Genomic DNA, 20,597 nt, shown 5'->3' on the forward strand with positions numbered 1-20,597 from the left:
CGATATTGAAAAAGCGTACAATTTAGCACAAGATTTGAGAAATATCTTTGAAAAAACAACTGATAAAATTATTGGACTTTCAAGGCTAGCCAGATGGCATGAAAAAGTAAATCAATCCGGGTTTAAATCTTTCAATACAATCTCAAGATCCATAATAAATCACTACCAAACCATATTAAACTATTTTGATAACAGAAGCACCAATGCTTCAGCAGAGTCCTTCAATGCCAAAATAAAAGCATTTAGATCTCAATTCAGAGGAGTTAGAAATATAGAATTCTTCCTTTTTAGACTAACTAATATTTATGCTTAATTTTTGCTTCCCCACAGGTTTTGGGATTGATCCATTAATTTGTTAAATTGATACAAAATCATTAAAGATAACGAGTCGCATGTGTTTTTATTGCATTGAAAATTAAAAAATAGTAAATTATTATTTTTTACTTCTAAAACAAAAAAAATTCTGTTACAAAATGAATTTTAGGATGTTACTTTTATTTGCATAAACGGTACTTTTTTAAGTACTTTTGATTAAATTCAATAAAAAATGGCTGACAATATAAAATTCGCAGTAATAGGTGGTGGAAGTTGGGCGACTGCTATAGCAAAAATGTTGTGTGTAAATCTTAGCGAAATTTCCTGGTACATGCGCAATGAGGCTGCAATAGAACATATTAAAACAGAAAAACACAATCCAAATTATTTGAGTTCCGTTGAATTTGACGTTAAAAAACTCAAATTAACGAGCGATATCAACGAAGCCGTAGCCTACGCTGATTATATTATTTTCGCTATTCCTTCTGCTTTTGTGGGAGCCGAACTAGAAAAACTGACTGTTTCCTTAGAAAACAAAATTATTTTTTCAGCCATTAAAGGTATTGTTCCGGAAACAAGCTTAATTGTAGGGGAGCATTTTCATGTGAAATACGATATTCCGTATTACAACATTGGTGTAATTACGGGTCCTTGCCACGCTGAAGAAGTTGCCATGGAGCGTCTTTCTTATCTTACTATTGCGTGTGGTGATCCCGACAAAGCTAAAACTGTAGCAAAAAATTTATCTGGAAATTACATTAAAACTAAAATAACTGATGATATTATAGGAACTGAGTATGCTGCCATGCTAAAAAATATTTATGCAATTGCTGCAGGTATAGCACATGGTCTAGGGTATGGTGATAATTTCCAATCGGTATTGATGAGTAATGGTATTCGCGAGATGAAAAAATTCATCAAGAAAGTCCACAAAATGAAACGTAACATTAATGACTCTGCTTACTTAGGCGACTTATTGGTTACTGGTTATTCGGTATTTTCCCGCAATAGAATGTTTGGGAACATGATTGGTAAAGGCTACACCGTGAAATCAGCAATGATGGAAATGAGTATGGTTGCCGAAGGATATTATGCGGCAAAAAGTGCTTACAAACTTAATCAGGCGTATGGTGCCAAAACACCAATTATAGATGCGGTGCACAGCATTTTATACGAAGGCCAAGATGCCAAAGCCGTATTTAAAAAACTGACAGATAAACTCGATTAATCCAACGACAGATTTATAATCAAACAAAGAAGCAACTTCATGAGCGAAAGATGGAAATACCAGATTAAAATGGGTGGAATTTGGGGTGTATTTATGACGGTTTTCAATGTATTATTCAACATAAAAGAAATCCCTTTTTCGGTACAAGTAGCTACACTCAATTTTTATATTCGCGCAGCCGCTTTTATCTTGATAGGCATATTTGTTCTAGGCTATTTTACTTGGAAATCCAAAGTTAAACAACAAGCTGATAAATAATTTTATGAATCAATAATTGAATTCCAGATTAAAATGGCAATTCAAGGCATAATTTTTCACCAATAAAAATGTTAGTATGAGGTCAATAAAAGCTTATACAACTCAAAAAAAATAACTAACACTAATTATGATAAGAAAACATACTCTAAAAGTATTTATGAAATTGACTGATAGGTTAAATTATTTTTAATTTTGATCAAAGAAAACAAACTAGTAAAATCTATTTTATATATTTGATTTATGAAATATTCAAATCCCCCAATAAAAGAAGCTGTCTTTGATATTCAAGTTATTGGATTAGAAAATATCACAGAAGAGGATATTGAAAATTTACATACATTATTTGAGGAGAATTATCCTCAAAAGAAAAAAACCTTAAATGTTTTTGGAGATTTTGAAATAAAACAGAATAACGAAATAACTAACAACACAAAAACTCAATTTAGAGGGGTAATTTTTTCTAACGAAAAAAACAATAGACAAGTGCAATTTAGAGTTGATGGATTCACTCTCAATTTCTTATCTCCTTATAGTGATTGGGAGGAATTTTATAATGAGGCATTTTTACTTTGGGAAATATATTTTAATGGTCTTAAACCAAAAAAAATAAATAGAATCGGATTACGATATATAAATAAAATCGACATCCCGTTACCTTTAGTAAGCTTTCAAGAGTACATATTAAATATGCCTCCAATACCAAAAAGCCTACCGCAATTGTATAACAGTTTTTTTATGCAAATTCAAGTACCATGTGTTGAAAAAGAGTTTACTGCGTTAATAACAGAAACTATAGAAACTACAACAAAGGAATTAGTTCCTTTTATTTTAGACATTGACATTTTTAAAGAAATCAATAATAATTTTGAATTTACAGATTTCAATTACATGCGTTCAATGAAAAATTTGATTTTTGAAGACTTTATTACCGATAAAACTAGAAATCTATTTAATAAATGAGTCGTCTATACAGCACCGAAATAACTAGAAATACGGGTTTAACTCAAGAAGCATCTATTTTATCTTGTAATTATTCTAATGCTGTTAATGCATTCAAAGGAAACAGTGTGCTTATTTCTGATAGAATTGAAAATCAAGAATTTAAACATTTTTTACAATTAAAAGATAAGTGGAAATCAGAAACTCTGTATTATTCAAGTTCTTCACATATCTTCAATAATTCTGCATATAGGGAAATCATTGCTTTAGGCAGCAAAACAATTCCTTGGATTATAAGAGAATTAAAGAAAACAAATGATCATTGGTTTTATGCTTTAAAGAAAATAAGTGGAGAAAACCCTATCAACCCTCACCACTATGGCATCATAAACAAAATGAAAGAAGATTGGATAGAATGGGCGCAAAAGAATAATTATTAATGGTTCTAAGTATTCCTGAATTTCCAAATACGGAAAATGATCCATTTATAATTACAAGCCCACAAACTTCATCGTATAATTGTATTGCATGGGCATTTGGTGACAATACAAAATGGTATTGGCCTGACCCTGATGAAATGTATTTTTGGCCAGAAAATATTCCTAGGACAATTGAAATAAATTCTTTTATAGAATTATATAAATTAAAAGGATACGAATTATGTACTTCTACTTCCCTAGAAATAGGTAATGAAAAAATTGCAATATTTTTGGGAAATGATGGATTACCAACTCATGCGGCTAGACAATTATCAAATGGTTATTGGACAAGTAAACTTGGTTGTGAATTTGATATACAACACACTATATACTCTATGAATAATAGTGTATATGGGAATGCTAGTGTTTTTATGTCAAGAAGTCTTTAACTACCTAACGATAACACCATAGACAAATAATATAGGTACTTCTTCGACTTCCTTTTCATTGATGGAATTGGCTTTGAAAATGAATTTTTTATCGTACAATTTCCCATCCATGAAAAACGTGAGCATGAACTCATTGTTGAGTGCCAAAACACTTTTTTCGATCATTTCAATTTTCACTACTGAAACCGCTGGGACTTCGACAAAAGCATGACGCAACAATGATGTTTTCTTCATTTCGTCATCAATAGTTCCAAAAGCTTTAGAAACTACCATTACACTTTCTATTAGAAAATCACTGTCGTTTACCAAATAAGCATACCAAACTTTTTCCATGAAATCGTCACTCCATTCCTGGACTGCCGCAAAAAATACGTTTTCTACTTCGGGGATGATAATGTCTTTTTTCATAAATTAGTAGTAATGTATAAGTTCCTAAAGTCTTAAAGTCGAGTGAAAAACTATAACAGGTATTTCGTTCGACTTTAAGACTCTATAACTTTTAACTAAATTGAGGATTTAAATTGCTCTAAGAAACGAACGTCATTTTCGTAAAACATACGGATATCGCCAATTTGGTATAGCAACATGGCAATTCTTTCGATTCCCATTCCAAACGCAAAACCATTGCATTCATCAGGATTGATACCACAGTTTTTCAAAACATTTGGATCTACCATTCCGCAACCCATGATTTCTAACCAACCAGTTCCTTTGGTGATTCTATAATCGGTTTCTGTTTTTAGACCCCAATAAATATCAACCTCAGCACTTGGTTCCGTAAAAGGAAAATAGGATGGACGCAAACGGATTTTTGACTTTCCGAACATCTCTTTAGTAAAATATAAAAGCGTTTGTTTTAAGTCGGCAAAAGAAACGTCTTTGTCAATATACAACCCTTCCACTTGGTGAAAAATACAATGTGAACGGGACGAAACAGCTTCGTTGCGAAATACTCTTCCTGGAGAAATCGTACGAATAGGCGGCTTATTATTTTCCATGTAGCGCACTTGTACAGATGATGTATGCGTACGCAACAAAATATCAGGATTTGTTTGAATGAAAAAAGTGTCTTGCATGTCACGCGCCGGATGGTATTCCGGTAAGTTTAATGCAGTGAAATTATGCCAGTCATCTTCGATTTCTGGTCCTTCAGAAACGTTGAAACCAATGTTTGAAAAGATATCTATAATTTGGTTTTTTACCAATGAAATAGGGTGACGAGAACCAATAGTTATAGGCTCAGCGGAACGAGTTAAATCACCATAAAAACCTTTTATTTCTTCTTTACTTTCTAAAGCATCCTGAATGGTTTTTACTTTTTCTTCGGCAGAAGTTTTAAGTAAATTGATTACTTGTCCAAATTCCTTTTTTTGGTCATTGGGAACATTTTTAAATTCAGCGAAAAGCTCCTTTAAAAGTCCTTTACTTCCTAAAAATTTAATTCGGAATGTTTCTAATTCTGCTGCGTTCTGCGTAGAAAAAGCTTGTGCTTCGCCAATATATTCTTTTATCTTATCTATCATTTTCCTTCCGTAATTGAGAGTGCAAATTTAGCTTTTTTTAGTGATTATTTAATAGTGAATAGTCCCAAAAAAGCCATTTATAAGCTGCTTTTTAGTGATTTCTATTGTATAAGTTCTCTTTCAACAAAATAATTTACAATAGCTTCCTTCATTAAAACGGATTGTTCCCCTGCTTTTAATGGTGGCAGTTCCTCCTTAACTTTATAATGTGGCCATCCTTCCTCATCAAAAAACTCGAATTCATAAAATCCATAAGGCTCTAATAAACGGCAAATGGCAATATGCATCAAATTGAGTTTTTCGTCTTTCTTAAATTCTTGGTGTACTTTTCCAAGTTCTTGAACCCCAATTAAGTAAATAATGGCGTCTAAATCTAAATCTTCACCTTGCGAAAATTGATTGGAAAGTATATTAACAAGCTGTTCCCAGCGTTCTTTAAGTTGTGTGTCTCTTGACATTTTTTTGAATTATGAATTATGAGTTATGAAATATTAATTCATAACGTTTACAATTATATTGGGCAAAGATAAGAACTTGAAAATTGGCAATGGTACAGAACAATTCATTTATATTTGCGTTTCTATTTTTTAATGAATTATCATGGGATTTTTAGATATTATTTTGGGTGTACTTCTCGCAATTGCGCTGTTTAAAGGCATCAAAAATGGCCTTTTTGTAGAGTTAGCGTCATTGGTTTCTTTATTACTTGGAATTTATGCGGCCGTGAAATTTTCTTATTTTATGAAAGAGTTTTTAGCTGGTTTCGTAAAGTGGAATCCCAATACCATACAAGTAGTAGCCTTTGTTTTGACCTTTATGGTTGTAGTGATTGCCGTATCGATTTTGGGTAAATTTTTGACAGGAATAGCTGATTTTGCCTTTTTAGGTTGGTTAAATTCACTTGGAGGTGGTTTCTTTAGAGTACTCAAAACCATCTTAATTATCGGAATTGTTTTTAAGGTTTTTGAAAAAATAAACTACCATAATTTTTTAGCCAAGAAAGAAACCCTGGACAATTCTCTATTTTATAGTCCCATCCAGAAAATAATGGGATATTTATACCCATCTATTGAAAGCTGGTATGACGATTTGAAGAAAAAGTAAATAATCGTGTTGCGGTGCTCAATTCCACTTATATCTTGCATTTACAAACAAAAATCGATATATGAACAAAAACAATTATTTCAAAAATTTATTTAAAAAAAATATCATTATAGCTCTTATTTTAATTGTGTGTTACATCTTGTACGGCACAATTACGTACGGTGACCATTCTTTGATGTTGCTGTTGTTTTTGACGACCAATTTTTTTTTATCGATCAAAATATTTCAGACTAATACTTTAAGTAAAGCTTTGAAGTCAATTCTTATTCTGATATCGCCAATAATGCTTATTTTCCTCATGTTTTTCTTTATTTACAATCAATATTCTCGAACAATATTATACTTGATATTTTTACCAGTTAGTAGTGCTTTAGCTTATACATATTTTAAGTTTAAACATAAGACGATTATATTTTTAGCGATAGGAGTTTTCGGAATTGTAGGATATGTGTTATTCCAAAATGTATTGATTTTAGTGGAAAATCAAAATGCCGAAGTGAATAGCCGATATCCGTTAGTACATTTTATTGATGAAAATAATACAATTGTAAATTTTAAGAAAGACAAAATAATTGTACTTGATTTTTGGACGACCTCGTGTGCCATTTGTTTTACTAAATTCCCTGATTTAGAGTACACTTATCTAAAATATAAAAACAATCCTAATGTGGTTATATATGCTGTTAATGTCCCTTTAAAGCAAGATGATTTCACTAAAACAACCAAAATATTAAATAATCTTGGATACACTTTCCCGAAAATCTATGCAACATCTGCCAAACAGATTGAAGATAGTTTAAAAATTAATAGCTTTCCTCACTTGATCATTTTAAAAGATGGTCGCATACGATATAATGGTATTTTCGAAAGCGACAGAAAAGTCGCCTTCTACAATATTGAAAGTGTAATTAATAAACTTTTGATTGAAAAATAGATTGGAACAAAGAACTACAAAAAAGTAAAGTTCTGCAATTATAAATTCACAAAATTTATTTGGAGAGTTACAACTACTTCACTTCCCTAATCGCGCTGCTATCAATCCAGCCTTCGGTTCCATCTGTAAGTTGTATTTTTTTCCATCGCCCTATTGTTTCAAACACGAATACTTTTGTTCCTTCGTGGAGTATAAAAATAGGCTTATCGCCATTTCTTGGTTCGCTTTTAACATCGGACTTTTCAGCAAAAATAATAGCGGGTCTTTCATTATCAAAATAGCTCTTTTCAAAAAATGCAGCGAGCATACTGATGAAAATAAAAATAAAAAACACAAACATCCCAAAAAAGAAAATTCTTTTTGATACTGTAACTTGTGAAAAATAGTATCCAATAAAAAAAAGCAAGAAACCAACAGCTAATCCAACCGATATCCAGGCCCATGTGTTGTAATGATATACTCCCGTAAAATCGCGAACCAACTTTGCAAAACCAACTTTTGGGATTACTTTAATTTCATCGATCGTTCGCTTTTGAGCAAATTTCAAATTGTTTATGGCATCCTTATTATTTGGATTTAAAACCAATGCTTTTTCATAATTATAGATCGAAGGCGCTACCTTATTCAATTTATAATACGCATTCCCTAAATTAAAATACAATTCTGAAGAATGTTTGTTTTGTGTCAGAACAGTTTCATATGCTGCAATTGCTTCCTTATAATTTCCTTTTTGGTAATACGCATTTCCCTTTTCAAAGCCGTTTTGGGCAAAGAAAATTTGGGTTGAAAGTAATAATATAAAAAAAATATATTTCATTTAATTAGTTATAAGTTGTCGGTTAACTATTCTTGCAAATCTACATGAGATTTCCTCGTTCCTCAAAATGACAAAAGTGTTAAGCAATCTGTTTTTCTAAATTTGAAATAATCGCAACTGCTTTGTCAAAATCGTGTTGAATTGTAACACTTGATGCTGGTGCATATCGAGCTATTTCACAGTTCTCTGTAAGCGCAATGAAATCATTTACCGCATCTGGATTTGCATTTCTTGACAATAATAATTCTTGAATATTATCCTTACTGATTTCTGAAGTTTCAATATGCAACTTCGCTTTCAAGAAATTATGCATCGCTTTCTCCAGCGCAATGTAAAAAAGTTCTTTGTTGTTAATTTGCTTTTTGGCTTCTGATAAATATTTCTTGGCCAATTTGTTATTCATTCGGATTCTATTTCCAGTCACATCGCCATCAATAGCTTCTTTTTTCTTTTTGAACAACACAATCAAAGGCAACATCAAAAACGGAAAAAAGAACAATCCGAAGAAAACATTCGACTCAAAGAAATCTTTAGTATCCATGGACAGAAGCTTGCTCTTTACATTTATGGATTTAAATTGTTCTACTTTGTCTCCTTTGTTTTTATTAGAAGAAGCTACCGTAGCATCAGTAGGCGAAGGACCATCGATAACATTAATTATTATTTCTGGTGAACTTAATGTTTTATAGCTTTTTGTATCCAAATCAAAATACGTGAATTTGATTGGTTTTATGGGATAACTGCCTTTATATTGTGGTACAATCGTATAACTATCTGCTATTTTTCCTGCCATTCCAGAAAGCGGCGTATTTACTTGTTCGCTATGAACTGCATCATACATCTCTAAAGCATTTGGCACTACGGGTTTGGGTAAACTAAATAGTTTTAAATTTCCTTTTCCGCTTACACTGACCACTAAATCTAAACTTTCATCGTGCTTTAAAGTCGTTTTAGATGGAGTAACTTTAAAATCAAAACTTCCTACCGCACCCGAAAAATCTTCTGGTTTACCAACCTCTGGCAATGGTTTAACGTTTATGGTTTTGGCTCCAGCCGAAACTTTCTTTGTTGTTTCAGTAAGCACCATTCGACCAAACATATCCCGACGGTTTGTGGGCAACTGCACATCTACCGATAATGTCAATGGCTCAATTTTGAGCTTTCCTGATTTTTGCGGATACAGCACTACTTTTTTCAGTACAATAAACCTGAAATTCTGGCCCTTAAACATTCCTTCTTCGGCCACAGGTTGTTTGATCTCGATATTTTGGCTCCAAAAATCATTGTACTTAGGCTTACTTGATTCTCCAAGGTTTGAAATTCCAATGTTACCAAAATACAATTTATAAACAACTGTAATTGGTTCATTGATATAGGGATTACCATTTGAAACATCAGCTACCAGATACAGGTTTTCATCAGTATTTATTTCAGAATTGTTTGGATCTCTTGGTTCCTCAGTGGCTTCAGTAACTGTTATTTTTACTGGCGCAGTTTTATAGGTAGCTCCATTAAACTCAATAGCAGCACCCTTCAATACAAATGTCCCTTTCTGATTGGGCACAAGATAGTACGAATAGGCCTTTTCAAAAGAGCTTTTTCCATTGATCCACGACTGACTTACCTGTTGGCTGGGTCCAGCTATAACACGAAAACCTGCAAATGAGGGCGGAACAAAGTTATCACCATCTACATTCATCATAAAATCTATCCGAAGTCTCTCGTTTAGTCCTAAAGTAGTTTTGCTCACTCTAGCTTCAAACTGAACTTGAGCGTTGAGTAAATTGCAAATCAAAACAAAGCATACTGCAATACATCTTTTCATTTTCAAATTGTCTAATTGAATTACCAATCTTTCTCAGTTTTAACTGGTTTTCCCTTTACTTTCTTGGCATTTACCTTATCCTGCACCTTCTTTTCCTCTTTGTTTACAGCATCCAATAAGTTTTCTAAACGCTCTTTAGAAATCCCACCAGGAGCTGGTTTTGGCTCCCCGTTTTCATTGGGTTTTGGATCTTTGTTTGGCTTATCTTTATCGCCCTTATCGTCTTTATTCTCTTTATCCTTATTGTCTTTTTCGCCGTCTTTCTTATCGTCCTTTTTATCTTCTTTCTTATCCTTGTCACTCTTTTTGTCGTCTTTTTTCTTATCGTCTTTTGGCGGATTTTCTTTTAGCATTTTTTTGGCCAAAGCATAATTGTATCGCGTTTCTTCATCGCTAGGATCGTTACGTAAAGCGTTTTTATAGGCTTCAACTGCTTGTGTGTAATCCTTTTCATTCATAAAAACATTACCAAGGTTATGAAATGCCCTGTGTTTTTGCGGCCGTGTTTTTGAATTTTTCAAAGATTTAGCGTAAGCAAATTTCGCTTCGGAAGACTGCTTTTGCTTGTAAATAGTATTTCCTAAATTGAAAGGTGCAGTTGCTTTATTTGGAAATTTTGAATCCGAAATCCTATAATTAGCCTCGGCCTCTGCAAATTTATTTTCAGCATATTCCGCGTTCGCTTTGGGCAATATTCTGTCTTTCTGTTGTGCGTTTGCAACAAAAGAAATGATTAATAGCAAGTGTAAAATTATGTTTTTCCTCACCCCGACCCTCTCCAAAGGAGTGGGCGACGAGGCTAAATATATTTTTATCATTATGTTTTTTTATTCTCGTTAAATAAATTCAATTTATTAACCCAGCTTGTTTTTCTTTCCAGAAGGAAAATATCTAGAAATAAGAAAACAAAAGCAAAACCCAAAAACCACTGAAATTGCGATTGAAAATCGGCCATTTCTGTTGCTTCAAATTCGGTTTTTTGAATGTTATTCAGTGCATTCTTGATATACTCTACTACTTCTTTAGTATTATTTCCGTTTACATAACCGCCTTTTGTGGCCTTTGCAATGGATTGTAAACTTTCTTGATTCAACTTGGTAATCACCACTTCATTATTGTTGTCTTTTTTAAAACCTTCGACAACACCATTCTTTTTTAAAGGGATTGTGCCTCCTTTTTCTGTTCCTACGCCAATGGTAATTATTTTAATTCCCAATTTATTCGCTTCTTCTGCAGCTTCCTGTGCGCCCTCGCTATGGTCTTCCCCATCAGAAATCATAATGAGCAACTTACTAGTTTTTTTATCATCATAATATGTCGATGACAATTTAATTGCCTCATTCAGGGAAGTTCCCACAGAGGAAACCATGTCTGTATTCATGCTTTGCAAAAACATTTTGGCTACACTATAATCCGTCGTAATTGGCAATACTGGGAACGCGTTGCCAGCATAGGCTACAATTCCTATTCGATCGCTTCCTAATTGATTGATGATTTGCGAAACAATTTGCTTGCTTTTGTCCAAACGATTCGGTGCCACATCTTCGGCCAACATGCTTTTAGAAACATCTACTGCAAAAACAATATCTATTCGTTCACGTTTCACCGTCTCCATTTTGGTGCCAATTTTTGGATTTACCAATGCCAGAATTAACCCCGTCAACGCCAAAAGCAATACTCCTAATTTTAAAACGGGTTTAAAAACAGAGCTTTCTGGACTCAGTTTTTTTACCATTTCTAAGTCGCCAAACTCGAGTTGCTTTTTTCTTTTCCAATACAAATTGTATGAGAATAGCAATACCAATAATGGCAGTATACAAAGAAGGTATAAATATTTTTTTTCGTCTAATTCCATTTTTAATTTTAGATTTATGAACTTTGATCTTAGATTTTTACTCTAAGTCAAAATTCTAAACTTGGTCATTCTAATTCCAGTTTCAACTCCCTTCCCTTCGGGGAGGGCTGGGGTGGGGATTTTATATAAAACTTTTAAAAACTGTATTTCGCAATGCTAATTCTAACAACAATAAAAAACCGGCAAACCAAATAAATGGTCTAAATTTTTCATCGTAATCATAGAATTTTAATTCTTCAATTTCAGTAGTTTCTAGTTTATTGATCGAAGCATAAATCTCGGCCAATTTGCTGTTGCTTGTTGCTCTAAAATATTTTCCGTCGGTCTTTCTAGCGATATTTTTCATCAACTGCTCATCGATTTCAACCTTCATCATTTGGAATAAAAACTGACCATTTGGAGCAATCGCATACGGAAACATAGCCATGCCGTTTGTTCCAATTCCTACCGTGTATACTTTTATTCCGTACTGCTTCGCAATATCCGAGGCCGTTTCTGGCTCTATAAATCCGGCATTATTTACCCCATCCGTCAACAGAATAATTACCTTACTTTTTGCTTGACTGTCTTTTAATCTATTTACCGCAGTTGCCAATCCCATCCCGATTCCTGTACCATCTTGTAGCACATTGTCGTATTTTATACTTCGGATCGCATCTAGAATTACAGCTTTATCGCTGGTTACTGGAGTTTTTGTATACGCTTCTGAGGCATACACCACCAATCCAATCCTGTCATTAGGTCTTTCACCCACAAAATCAGCAGCCACTCTTTTCAGCGCCTCCATTCGGTTGGGTTTCAAATCCTTGGCAAGCATACTTCCAGAAACGTCAATCGCCATAACAATATCAATACCCTTTGTCGTTTTCGTTTTATTGCTCACATCTACGGTTCTTGGCCGTGCCATAGCCACAATAAGTGAGCATAAGGCTAGTATTCTTAGTCCATTCAACATCGGCTTTAACTTGGTCAAATAGGAATTAGTTCCTTTAAATCCTTGTAACGAACTTATTTTTAAAGTTGCTGATTGGTGGTTCTTTTTTTGCATCAACCATACAATTGCCACTGGAATCAGAAGAAACAGCCAAAAAAACTCTGGGTTCAAAAAAGTTATTTTTTCCATTATTTGGTTGCTTGTTTTAATTCGACACTATTCAAAACGCGCTCTGATATTTGATTTGCGTACGTATCTCCTTCTTCGTGTAACAATAAAATTTGTTGTAATCCGCCTTCTTGACTGAACAACAATGCTTCATAGTACAACTTGGTACTTGATTTAGTAATTGCATTTATTTGTGAAAAAGTCCCATACGCTTTAACGCCTTTTACACCCTCTTTGGTTTCAAACTCTTCTTGTTTTACAATCATATTTTGAGCGCCTTGCACTTCCATAGATTGCAACACACCATCCATTGATTTTTTCAAATCAATCTGCGTTTGCTGCTTAAACTTTAAAGTAGATACCATTAGATAAAACGGATCTAAGACACTTCCATAAGCAAAAGACTGCATTTCTTTAATCAATGCCATTCCCTCTTTTGGGAGTGTTTTTGTGAGATCTACTCGCTTCAATACTTTTGGAGTTTCAATTACAATTCCGGGATTTCCGTAATCACTTTTGATCCATTCGCCTTCTAATAATTCTTTGGTAGGATGACCCAAAACATTATCTTTTACAAAATCAAATCCTTTAGTTACTACAAAAAAGAGCGTGGTGGCTACCAATAAAAAAACCGCCGAAGCCACTGCTGTAACAACGCGCTTGTTCCTTTGTTTGCGCAGTTGTATCTGAATTTGTTTTATTCTTTGCGCTTCGTTTAGCAACATATCCTCTTCCACTGGCACTTCAACTGGAATCGAATTATCTAATGTTAAGATTACTTTTTGAATTTTATTGCGGTCATCGGTAATTTCAAAATCCAATGGTTTTGACTTGGCAAATTTCACTAAATCGGCCTGTTTCAAAACACGCTCCAAATTTTCAATAATTTCCTGAGAAAGCGTCATTTTTTTCTTTACCGATGCGGTTCTCAATCCTTGAATCAGTTCTGAAGTAGTACTTTCCATTGCTGGAATTTCTATCGCTTCTTCAATATAATTTCTTGCAATATCCGTAAGTTCGCTGTAATAGGCTTTAACTTCACCTTTTTGCCACAATTCTTTTTTCTCTAAAGTATCTAGTAAACTGGTGGCTTTCTCTATTGGGGTTTTATAAATTTCTTGATGTAATTTTTTCTCTTGACGTTTTTTAATAAACCAATAAATGAAAACTCCAATTCCTAAAATCAGTGCAACAATTAGCACGTATTTCCACCAATCACCAATAGAATTATCTGCTGGTGCAATGTCCTTAATATCGAACATTTTTTGTTTCAGCGTGTCTACTTGAACATTTGCTACTTCTACCAAAAGCGAATCTGTCAAAAAAGGTTTGCTGTTGATGAAAATCTTAATACTTGGAACCACATAGCGACCAGAATCAAATTGGGTCAACCCATATTTTTTGATCAATTCATAACGACCATCCATTTTAACGGTATCAATAGGATACGACTGAATTACCTCTAGAGCGCCAACGTTTTTCAATTTCGGAAAAATCACTCTAGCCGAAGTATCAACAGTAGTTTTTATAGACAATTTAAATTCTGCGCCAATTTTATTTTTAGTGGTATCTATACCAGTAACCACTTGTTTTTGTTGTGCAAAAACAGCCGTAGAAAGCAGTAATAATAGTAGGTATAATTGTTTTTTCATCTTTTATTATTGAACCTCTTTCGATTTTTGATTGAGGATTAACGATTTTTGATTTCAGATTTGACCCCGAAACTTAGATTCGTTTTTCATCAAAAATCTAAATTTATTTCAAATTTGTTTTAGCTGTTTTAATACTTGACACGAAAATAGAAATTAGCTCGTTAGCCTCACTTTTCGCAGTCGTTAGACTTGTTAAATCGGACGTTAGGTTTGATTTTTCAATAATTTTTAAACAAACAAAGCTTTCTCTTAATTCTTTTAAACAAATGCCCATTTTATGAATAAAATCTTTACTGCTTTCTGCACTTTGCGCCTCTCCATAATTTAAAGCAGAAGAAGTTCCAGATCTAATTATTTGCCCAGCAAGATGATTCCCAGCATAGTTTTTTTCAAATTTGCTAGCAACGATTATTATTGTCGCTGCAAATTCTATCAATCTATTTTCTAATTCTTGCTTATTCACTTATTATGATTATATTTTTATTTTCCCAATCTAAAATCTATTTTCCACTTCTACAAAATCTGAAATCAAAAATCTGAAATCATCATCTCGATTTAAAGTAACTCAGCAATTTCGTCACATAACTTTCATCGACTCTAGTGTTTACAACACCTGAACCTGACTTGCTGAATGTCTCTTTAAAATAATTTACTTTATCGTGGTACTGTTTTTCATAATTCATTCGCACTGCTTTCGCACTGGTATTGATCAATTCGACAGCTCCCGTTTCGGCATCAAGCATAGAAACCATACCTAAATCTGGCATTTTTTCTTCGCGAATATCGTAGACGCGTATGCCGGTGATGTCGTGTTTTTTTGATGCAATTTTCAACGTTTGCTCGTAATCTTCAGACATGAAATCAGAAATCACAAATACAATTGCTTTCTTTTTTTGTGTTCCCGATAAAAATTTCAAGGCTTGCGCAATATCAGTTTTACGGCTTTTAGGTTGAAATTCAATCAACTCCCGAATGATGCGCAATACATGAGACCTTCCTTTTTTTGGCGGAATATACAATTCGATTTCATCCGAAAACAAAATCAAGCCTATTTTATCATTGTTTTGAGTTGCCGAAAAAGCCATCGTAGCAGCAATTTCCGTAACAATATCCTTCTTGAACTGATTTTTTGAACCAAAACTTTCTGAACCTGAGATATCAACCATAAGCATCATGGTCAATTCGCGTTCTTCCTCAAAAACCTTTACGTGCGCTTCGTTATAACGTGCAGTTACATTCCAATCAATCGCACGAATATCATCTCCGTACTGGTATTGACGCACTTCGCTGAACGTCATTCCACGCCCTTTGAAAGACGTATGATACTCTCCCGAAAAGATGTGATCGCTCAATCTTCGGGTTTTAATTTCTATTTTTCGTACTTTTTTTAAGAGTTCTTTTGTATCCATTTCTTTAGTAATTAGTAATTAGTGAAAAGTGAATAGTAACCAACCAAGGCTAATTACTATTCACTTATTACTATTCACTTTTAGGGTACTTCTACTTCGTTTACGATTTTGTTGATGATATCTACAGAAGTAATATTTTCGGCTTCGGCTTCGTAGGTAACTCCAATTCTATGGCGCAAGACATCATGAACCACAGCACGAACATCTTCTGGAATTACATACCCACGTCGTTTGATAAAAGCGTAGCATTTTGCAGCATTAGCCAAATTAATACTTCCACGTGGTGAGGCACCAAAACTGATTAACGGTTTCAAATCAGCTAATTTATATTTCTCTGGATAACGCGTCGCAAAAATAATATCCAGTATGTATTTCTCTATTTTTTCATCCATATACACCTCACGAACTGCTTCTTGAGCGCGTAAAATTTGTTCAACCGAAACGACTGGATTTACTTTTTCATAGCTTCCTTTTAAATTTTGACGAATAACCATACGTTCGTCTTCCATTTTGGGGTAATCAATGACAGTTTTCAACATGAAACGATCGACTTGCGCTTCTGGTAATTGGTAGGTTCCTTCTTGTTCTATTGGGTTTTGCGTAGCTAAAACTAAAAATGGTCGGTCTAATTTAAAAGTAGTGTCGCCAATGGTAACTTGCTTTTCCTGCATGGCCTCCAGTAAGGCTGATTGCACCTTAGCAGGCGCACGGTTGATCTCATCCGCAAGGACGAAATTAGCAAAAATAGGACCTTTTTTAATCGAAAATTCATTAGACTTGATGTTATAAATCATTGTCCCTACGACATCAGCAGGCAATAAATCCGGAGTAAATTGTATTCTACTGAACGATCCATGAACGGCTTGCGACAGCGTATTAATGGCTAAGGTTTTTGCTAATCCAGGAACTCCCTCAAGCAAAATGTGTCCTTGACCTAAAAGTCCAATTAATAAACGCTCTACCATGTGCTTTTGACCCACAATAACTTTGTTCATTTCCATGGTGAGAAGATCTATAAATGCACTCTCTCTTTCAATTTTTTCGTTGATTGCTCTAATGTCTAAAGTCGTTGTATTTTCTTCCATTGTGTCGTTTTTAAAACCTTGTATTGAATGCATACTTTTTGATGGTGCAAATTGAATTTTTTTTTAGAAGTAAGATGTTAAAAAATGGTTAAAACTTCAATAAAATAGGTAATTTTAAGGACTAATTGTGATACAATTTTTATATTTTTAAGAACTTTGAATAATATACACTGAAACAACATAAATACGAATTTGAATAACAAATAAAAACCATGAGCAAAACAAATTTATCTCCCATTGTAGCGGGTGTCATGAATTGGGGAGTTTGGGATAAAAATCTCAATACCAAAGAAATGGAAAACATGATTAATGTGTGTCTAGAGAATAAAATTACCACCTTTGATCATGCCGATATTTACGGAGATTACACGACAGAAGCTGACTTTGGAAAAGCATTTTCTTCCAGCAAAATCGCTAGAGAAAAATTACAATTCATATCCAAATGTGGTATCCAAATGGTTACCGAGAACCGTAAAAACAGTATTAAACATTACGAGTATTCTAAAGAGTACATCATTTGGTCTGTTGAGAATTCCTTAAAAAATTTACAAACAGATTATTTAGACGTTTTTTTACTCCACAGACCTAGTCCATTAATGCGTGCAGATGAAATTGCAGAAGCGGTTTTAAAACTGCAATCAGACGGGAAAATTAGTGATTTTGGGCTGTCTAATTTTACTACCTCACAAACTGAATTAATTCGTCAAACAACAACCGTATTATTCAATCAAGTGCAATTTTCTGCCACTCATTTTGAACCGATGGTTGATGGAAGTTTTGATTATATGCAAACCAATGGCATTCGTCCGATGTCCTGGAATCCGCTAGGTTCCGTTTTTAGAGAAGACAATTCACAAACCCGACGTATGAAAAAATTACTTGCAACTTTAGTATCAAAATACCACCTAGGATCTGATTCTATTTTACTTTCATGGATTTTAAAACATCCTGCACAGGTGATTCCTATTGCAGGAACGGTAAATGTAGCGCGTATTCAATCCTTGATGAAAGCGGTCGAATTAGAATTAGACCAAGAAGATTGGTTTGCTATTTGGACCGAAAGTATTGGCAATGACGTAGCCTAACAAAGCGTTCAGATTACCTTTAGAATCTAAAACAAAAAAACATGATTAAAACAGCCTTAGTAACTGGAGCTACCAGCGGAATTGGTAAAGCAACAGCTCAAATATTAGCTCAAAACAACTACAAAATTATTCTTTGCGGACGCCGTGAAGACCGCTTGGAAGAGGTCAAAAAAGAACTTTCGGCTTTCACAGAAGTTCATACGTTAACCTTTGATGTTCGAGACAAAAAAGCGGTTTTCGAAAGTATTAATTCGTTACCACAAGCCTTTTCTACGATTGATGTTTTGATCAATAATGCGGGAAATGCACACGGTTTAGACCCGATTCAAAATGGTGATTTAGACGATTGGGATGCCATGATTGACATCAATGTCAAAGGACTTTTGTATGTTTCTAAAGCTATAATTCCGCAAATGATTGAACGGAAATCAGGTCATATCATTAACATTGGCTCTATCGCAGGTAAAGAAGTATATCCCAATGGAAACGTTTATTGCGCCTCAAAACATGCTGTTGACGCCCTGAATCAGGCGATGCGAATGGACTTGAATCCGTATGGGATTCGCGTTGGAGCCGTACATCCTGGAGCTGTAGAAACTGAATTTAGCGAGGTGCGTTTTAAGGGCGATACCGAAAGAGCAGCTAACGTTTACAAAGGGTTTGAGCCTTTACACGCTGAAGATATCGCTGATATAATTCATTTTGTAATTTCTAGACCGTATCACGTAAATATTGCTGATTTATTAGTATTACCAACTGCACAAGCGGCTGCAACGATTTTGAAAAGAGATTAAATTATTATTTATTTCTATTAATTATTTATAAAACCTTCAAAAAATGGCGAATTACAATTCTTTTGAGGAAATGGGAATTTATCAATTAGCTAGAGAACAAAGCAATCATATTTGGCATTTAATTCAAAATACAACTCTTGGTCAAGATTATAAATTAGGGGATCAAATCAATGGTTCTTCTGGGTCAATTATGGATAATATTGCTGAGGGTTTTGGCAGGGGAGGAAACAAAGAATTTATAACTTTCCTGAGTTATTCAAGAGGTTCCTGTTGTGAAACAAAAGCTCAATTACAAAGAACCTTCGACAGAAAACATATCAACGAAGAAAAGCATTTGGAGTTAACTATAAAATCTCAAATACTAATTGACCAAATTTCAAAATTCATGAATTTTTTAAAAAGTTCTGATAGAAAAGGGTCAAAATATGATTAATAAATATAACTCAACAACAATAAAAAATAGAAATAAATAATAAACAATAACAATGATCAACAAACGTCTTCTTATTAAAAACCTGCTCGCTCATAATGATGAAAGTAGTTTTTATGATAAAAAGCGACAGTTGAACTTGCACTCTCGTGAGGGAAAAGCTAAGTTTTTAAAACACATTTGCGCACTTTCTAATTCCAATCCTACTAACAATTCTTACATCGTGGTGGGTGTTGAAGATCAAGACAATACTATCGTAGGCGATGATTTTTTTGATGATAGTAGAATTCAGAATTTAGTGAATGCTTATCTAGAAAATCCTCCCGAAATTCAGTATGAAAATGTCCCTTTCCCAAATTTATCCAAAGATAAAGTTGTAGGGCTGGTTACCATCAAGCCAAAGAGCAATACGTCCTATTTTAAAAAAGGAATTCACACTATTCCTGCTAACAGTATTTTTACAAGACGAGGCAGCAACACGATGCCACTGGAAGGTGAAATAGATAAAAATCACCAAAACACAGAAACCGTAATTGGCATTGAAAATAACTCGCGAAATAGCATTGAATATACCCTCGATGGCGTGATTGATTTCATGAATTTCCGCCACAAAGATATGGGGCCAAAATACAAAGTTTTCAAAGAATTATTTGTGATTTGCTGGGCAGGAATTGCCAAAAAGTCGCGTGACAAAACCTATTTATCCCGAGTAGATATTGAACTAATAAACGAACAAATTAAGCTTTTTTACTCCGCTCAGGATGTAGTTGAAATAATTTTCGATGAGGATACTTTTACCATTATTGAATACGTTCCATTAGGTTTAAATGATAAAACAAGCTATTATCCGTTAGAAAAACAAACCATCCACTTTCACGATAATGGGTATTATAAAATTGAACGTGAAATATTGTTTAAACCGCCGGAATTCAACAAAAAAATGCTTTTTCACATTTATAATTCCAATATTGCTTTGCTGAACAAACTGCAAAAAGGAATTTCATTGTCCGAGCGGGAGCACAAGGATTTAGAGAATTTACCTTCCACTTTTATGATATGTTACCTCAACGGTTTTGAAGAGGCCAAACAAAAGTTGATTGATTCCAAAGTGCTTTTAAAACCTTTCATACCAGTATACTTATCTTTTAAAGAAGCTTTACGAATATTGAGAAAAATGAAGTATGATGTGCAGTGAAGAATTTATTATGATACTAAATCATTGCAATTAATTCTTGTAAAAACTGACAAATCAATTGAACTAAAAGAATCGATAACGCTAGAAGTGTTCGCATTTTAGAGGTTTTTAATTTTCTGTAAAGCTAATCTTAAAAAACGATAAATCCATCACTAAAAACAGTGATATTTCACTTTGTC

Annotated in this window: 24 protein-coding genes; 12 read left to right on the top strand and 12 right to left on the bottom strand. The window is 33.8% G+C overall.

Annotated elements, in window-relative coordinates; translation table 11 throughout:
• From ACNQGO_RS03420 to ACNQGO_RS03445, 6 genes are all read left to right on the top strand, one after another.
• A partial coding sequence (locus ACNQGO_RS03420) for an ISL3 family transposase (RefSeq protein WP_417984188.1) occupies positions 1 to 313 on the top strand: 313 nt, incomplete at its 5' end.
• A gap of 234 nt (positions 314 to 547) precedes the next feature.
• Positions 548 to 1,543 carry an NAD(P)H-dependent glycerol-3-phosphate dehydrogenase gene (locus ACNQGO_RS03425; RefSeq protein WP_309757305.1) on the top strand — a complete coding sequence of 332 codons (996 nt, stop codon included), beginning with the start codon at positions 548 to 550 and terminating at the stop codon, positions 1,541 to 1,543.
• A gap of 39 nt (positions 1,544 to 1,582) precedes the next feature.
• Positions 1,583 to 1,801, top strand: a complete 219-nt coding sequence (locus tag ACNQGO_RS03430; RefSeq protein ID WP_417947545.1) for a hypothetical protein — start codon at positions 1,583 to 1,585, stop codon at positions 1,799 to 1,801.
• A 240-nt stretch (positions 1,802 to 2,041) separates the two neighbouring features.
• Positions 2,042 to 2,761, top strand: coding sequence for a TIGR04255 family protein (locus ACNQGO_RS03435; RefSeq protein ID WP_417947546.1), 720 nt, complete (start codon positions 2,042 to 2,044; stop codon positions 2,759 to 2,761).
• On the top strand, positions 2,758 to 3,180 hold the full coding sequence (locus ACNQGO_RS03440) for a hypothetical protein (protein ID WP_417947548.1): 423 nt from the start codon (positions 2,758 to 2,760) through the stop codon (positions 3,178 to 3,180). Before ACNQGO_RS03435 ends, ACNQGO_RS03440 begins: the two co-directional genes overlap by 4 nt.
• On the top strand, positions 3,180 to 3,608 hold the full coding sequence (locus tag ACNQGO_RS03445) for a DUF7689 domain-containing protein (protein ID WP_417947550.1): 429 nt from the start codon (positions 3,180 to 3,182) through the stop codon (positions 3,606 to 3,608). Before ACNQGO_RS03440 ends, ACNQGO_RS03445 begins: the two co-directional genes overlap by 1 nt.
• On the opposite strand, the gene ACNQGO_RS03450 is transcribed toward ACNQGO_RS03445, so the two are convergent.
• From ACNQGO_RS03450 to ACNQGO_RS03460, 3 genes are all read right to left on the bottom strand, one after another.
• The gene (locus ACNQGO_RS03450; protein WP_417947552.1) at positions 3,609 to 4,016 is read right to left on the bottom strand and encodes a hypothetical protein; all 408 of its coding nucleotides are present in this window, start codon (positions 4,014 to 4,016) and stop codon (positions 3,609 to 3,611) included. It abuts the gene before it with no gap.
• Positions 4,017 to 4,111: 95 nt separating this feature from the next.
• Complete coding sequence (pheS, locus tag ACNQGO_RS03455) at positions 4,112 to 5,131, bottom strand: phenylalanine--tRNA ligase subunit alpha (RefSeq protein ID WP_417984190.1); 1,020 nt, start codon at positions 5,129 to 5,131, stop codon at positions 4,112 to 4,114.
• A 101-nt stretch (positions 5,132 to 5,232) separates the two neighbouring features.
• On the bottom strand, positions 5,233 to 5,589 hold the full coding sequence (locus ACNQGO_RS03460; RefSeq protein WP_309757296.1) for a hypothetical protein: 357 nt from the start codon (positions 5,587 to 5,589) through the stop codon (positions 5,233 to 5,235).
• A 142-nt stretch (positions 5,590 to 5,731) separates the two neighbouring features.
• On the opposite strand from ACNQGO_RS03460, the gene ACNQGO_RS03465 reads away from it, so the two are divergent.
• Both ACNQGO_RS03465 and ACNQGO_RS03470 read left to right on the top strand, forming a co-directional pair.
• The gene (locus ACNQGO_RS03465; protein WP_417984192.1) at positions 5,732 to 6,235 is read left to right on the top strand and encodes a CvpA family protein; all 504 of its coding nucleotides are present in this window, start codon (positions 5,732 to 5,734) and stop codon (positions 6,233 to 6,235) included.
• 61 nt (positions 6,236 to 6,296) lie between these two features.
• Positions 6,297 to 7,169: a TlpA family protein disulfide reductase gene (locus ACNQGO_RS03470; RefSeq protein WP_417984194.1), complete on the top strand. Its 873-nt coding sequence runs from the start codon at positions 6,297 to 6,299 to the stop codon at positions 7,167 to 7,169.
• A 73-nt stretch (positions 7,170 to 7,242) separates the two neighbouring features.
• Here the strand turns inward: ACNQGO_RS03470 and ACNQGO_RS03475 are convergent, their stop codons facing one another.
• The 9 genes from ACNQGO_RS03475 to ACNQGO_RS03515 all read right to left on the bottom strand — a co-directional run bounded on the left by ACNQGO_RS03475 (position 7,243) and on the right by ACNQGO_RS03515 (position 16,914).
• Positions 7,243 to 7,986 carry a tetratricopeptide repeat protein gene (locus tag ACNQGO_RS03475; RefSeq protein ID WP_417984196.1) on the bottom strand — a complete coding sequence of 248 codons (744 nt, stop codon included), beginning with the start codon at positions 7,984 to 7,986 and terminating at the stop codon, positions 7,243 to 7,245.
• 79 nt (positions 7,987 to 8,065) lie between these two features.
• Positions 8,066 to 9,811, bottom strand: a complete 1,746-nt coding sequence (locus ACNQGO_RS03480; protein WP_417984198.1) for a BatD family protein — start codon at positions 9,809 to 9,811, stop codon at positions 8,066 to 8,068.
• 20 nt (positions 9,812 to 9,831) lie between these two features.
• Complete coding sequence (locus tag ACNQGO_RS03485) at positions 9,832 to 10,629, bottom strand: tetratricopeptide repeat protein (RefSeq protein ID WP_417984200.1); 798 nt, start codon at positions 10,627 to 10,629, stop codon at positions 9,832 to 9,834.
• Positions 10,629 to 11,666 carry a VWA domain-containing protein gene (locus ACNQGO_RS03490; RefSeq protein WP_417984202.1) on the bottom strand — a complete coding sequence of 346 codons (1,038 nt, stop codon included), beginning with the start codon at positions 11,664 to 11,666 and terminating at the stop codon, positions 10,629 to 10,631. Before ACNQGO_RS03490 ends, ACNQGO_RS03485 begins: the two co-directional genes overlap by 1 nt.
• 121 nt (positions 11,667 to 11,787) lie before the next feature.
• Positions 11,788 to 12,789 carry a vWA domain-containing protein gene (locus ACNQGO_RS03495; RefSeq protein ID WP_417945749.1) on the bottom strand — a complete coding sequence of 334 codons (1,002 nt, stop codon included), beginning with the start codon at positions 12,787 to 12,789 and terminating at the stop codon, positions 11,788 to 11,790.
• A complete protein-coding gene (locus ACNQGO_RS03500) occupies positions 12,789 to 14,420 on the bottom strand; it encodes a hypothetical protein (RefSeq protein ID WP_417984204.1) in 1,632 nt (543 codons plus the stop codon). Before ACNQGO_RS03500 ends, ACNQGO_RS03495 begins: the two co-directional genes overlap by 1 nt.
• A 103-nt stretch (positions 14,421 to 14,523) precedes the next feature.
• Positions 14,524 to 14,883 carry a four helix bundle protein gene (locus tag ACNQGO_RS03505; protein WP_417984206.1) on the bottom strand — a complete coding sequence of 120 codons (360 nt, stop codon included), beginning with the start codon at positions 14,881 to 14,883 and terminating at the stop codon, positions 14,524 to 14,526.
• 82 nt (positions 14,884 to 14,965) lie between these two features.
• Positions 14,966 to 15,829, bottom strand: a complete 864-nt coding sequence (locus ACNQGO_RS03510) for a DUF58 domain-containing protein (RefSeq protein ID WP_417945746.1) — start codon at positions 15,827 to 15,829, stop codon at positions 14,966 to 14,968.
• An 80-nt stretch (positions 15,830 to 15,909) separates the two neighbouring features.
• The gene (locus ACNQGO_RS03515) at positions 15,910 to 16,914 is read right to left on the bottom strand and encodes an AAA family ATPase (protein ID WP_417945744.1); all 1,005 of its coding nucleotides are present in this window, start codon (positions 16,912 to 16,914) and stop codon (positions 15,910 to 15,912) included.
• A gap of 212 nt (positions 16,915 to 17,126) precedes the next feature.
• Here ACNQGO_RS03515 and ACNQGO_RS03520 point away from each other — a divergent pair, with 212 nt between their 5' ends.
• Genes ACNQGO_RS03520 through ACNQGO_RS03535 form a run of 4 tightly spaced genes read left to right on the top strand, consistent with a single transcriptional unit; the run spans position 17,127 to position 20,418 of the window.
• Positions 17,127 to 17,999, top strand: a complete 873-nt coding sequence (locus tag ACNQGO_RS03520) for an aldo/keto reductase (RefSeq protein WP_417984208.1) — start codon at positions 17,127 to 17,129, stop codon at positions 17,997 to 17,999.
• 41 nt (positions 18,000 to 18,040) lie between these two features.
• A complete protein-coding gene (locus ACNQGO_RS03525) occupies positions 18,041 to 18,793 on the top strand; it encodes an SDR family NAD(P)-dependent oxidoreductase (protein WP_417947878.1) in 753 nt (250 codons plus the stop codon).
• Between the two features lie 43 nt (positions 18,794 to 18,836).
• Complete coding sequence (locus tag ACNQGO_RS03530; RefSeq protein WP_417947879.1) at positions 18,837 to 19,226, top strand: four helix bundle protein; 390 nt, start codon at positions 18,837 to 18,839, stop codon at positions 19,224 to 19,226.
• Between the two features lie 52 nt (positions 19,227 to 19,278).
• Positions 19,279 to 20,418, top strand: a complete 1,140-nt coding sequence (locus ACNQGO_RS03535) for an ATP-binding protein (protein ID WP_417984210.1) — start codon at positions 19,279 to 19,281, stop codon at positions 20,416 to 20,418.
• The last annotated feature ends 179 nt before the right edge of the window (positions 20,419 to 20,597 follow it).

It is taken from the genome of Flavobacterium frigidum (genome assembly GCF_048286735.1).
In the GTDB taxonomy this organism is placed as follows: domain Bacteria; phylum Bacteroidota; class Bacteroidia; order Flavobacteriales; family Flavobacteriaceae; genus Flavobacterium.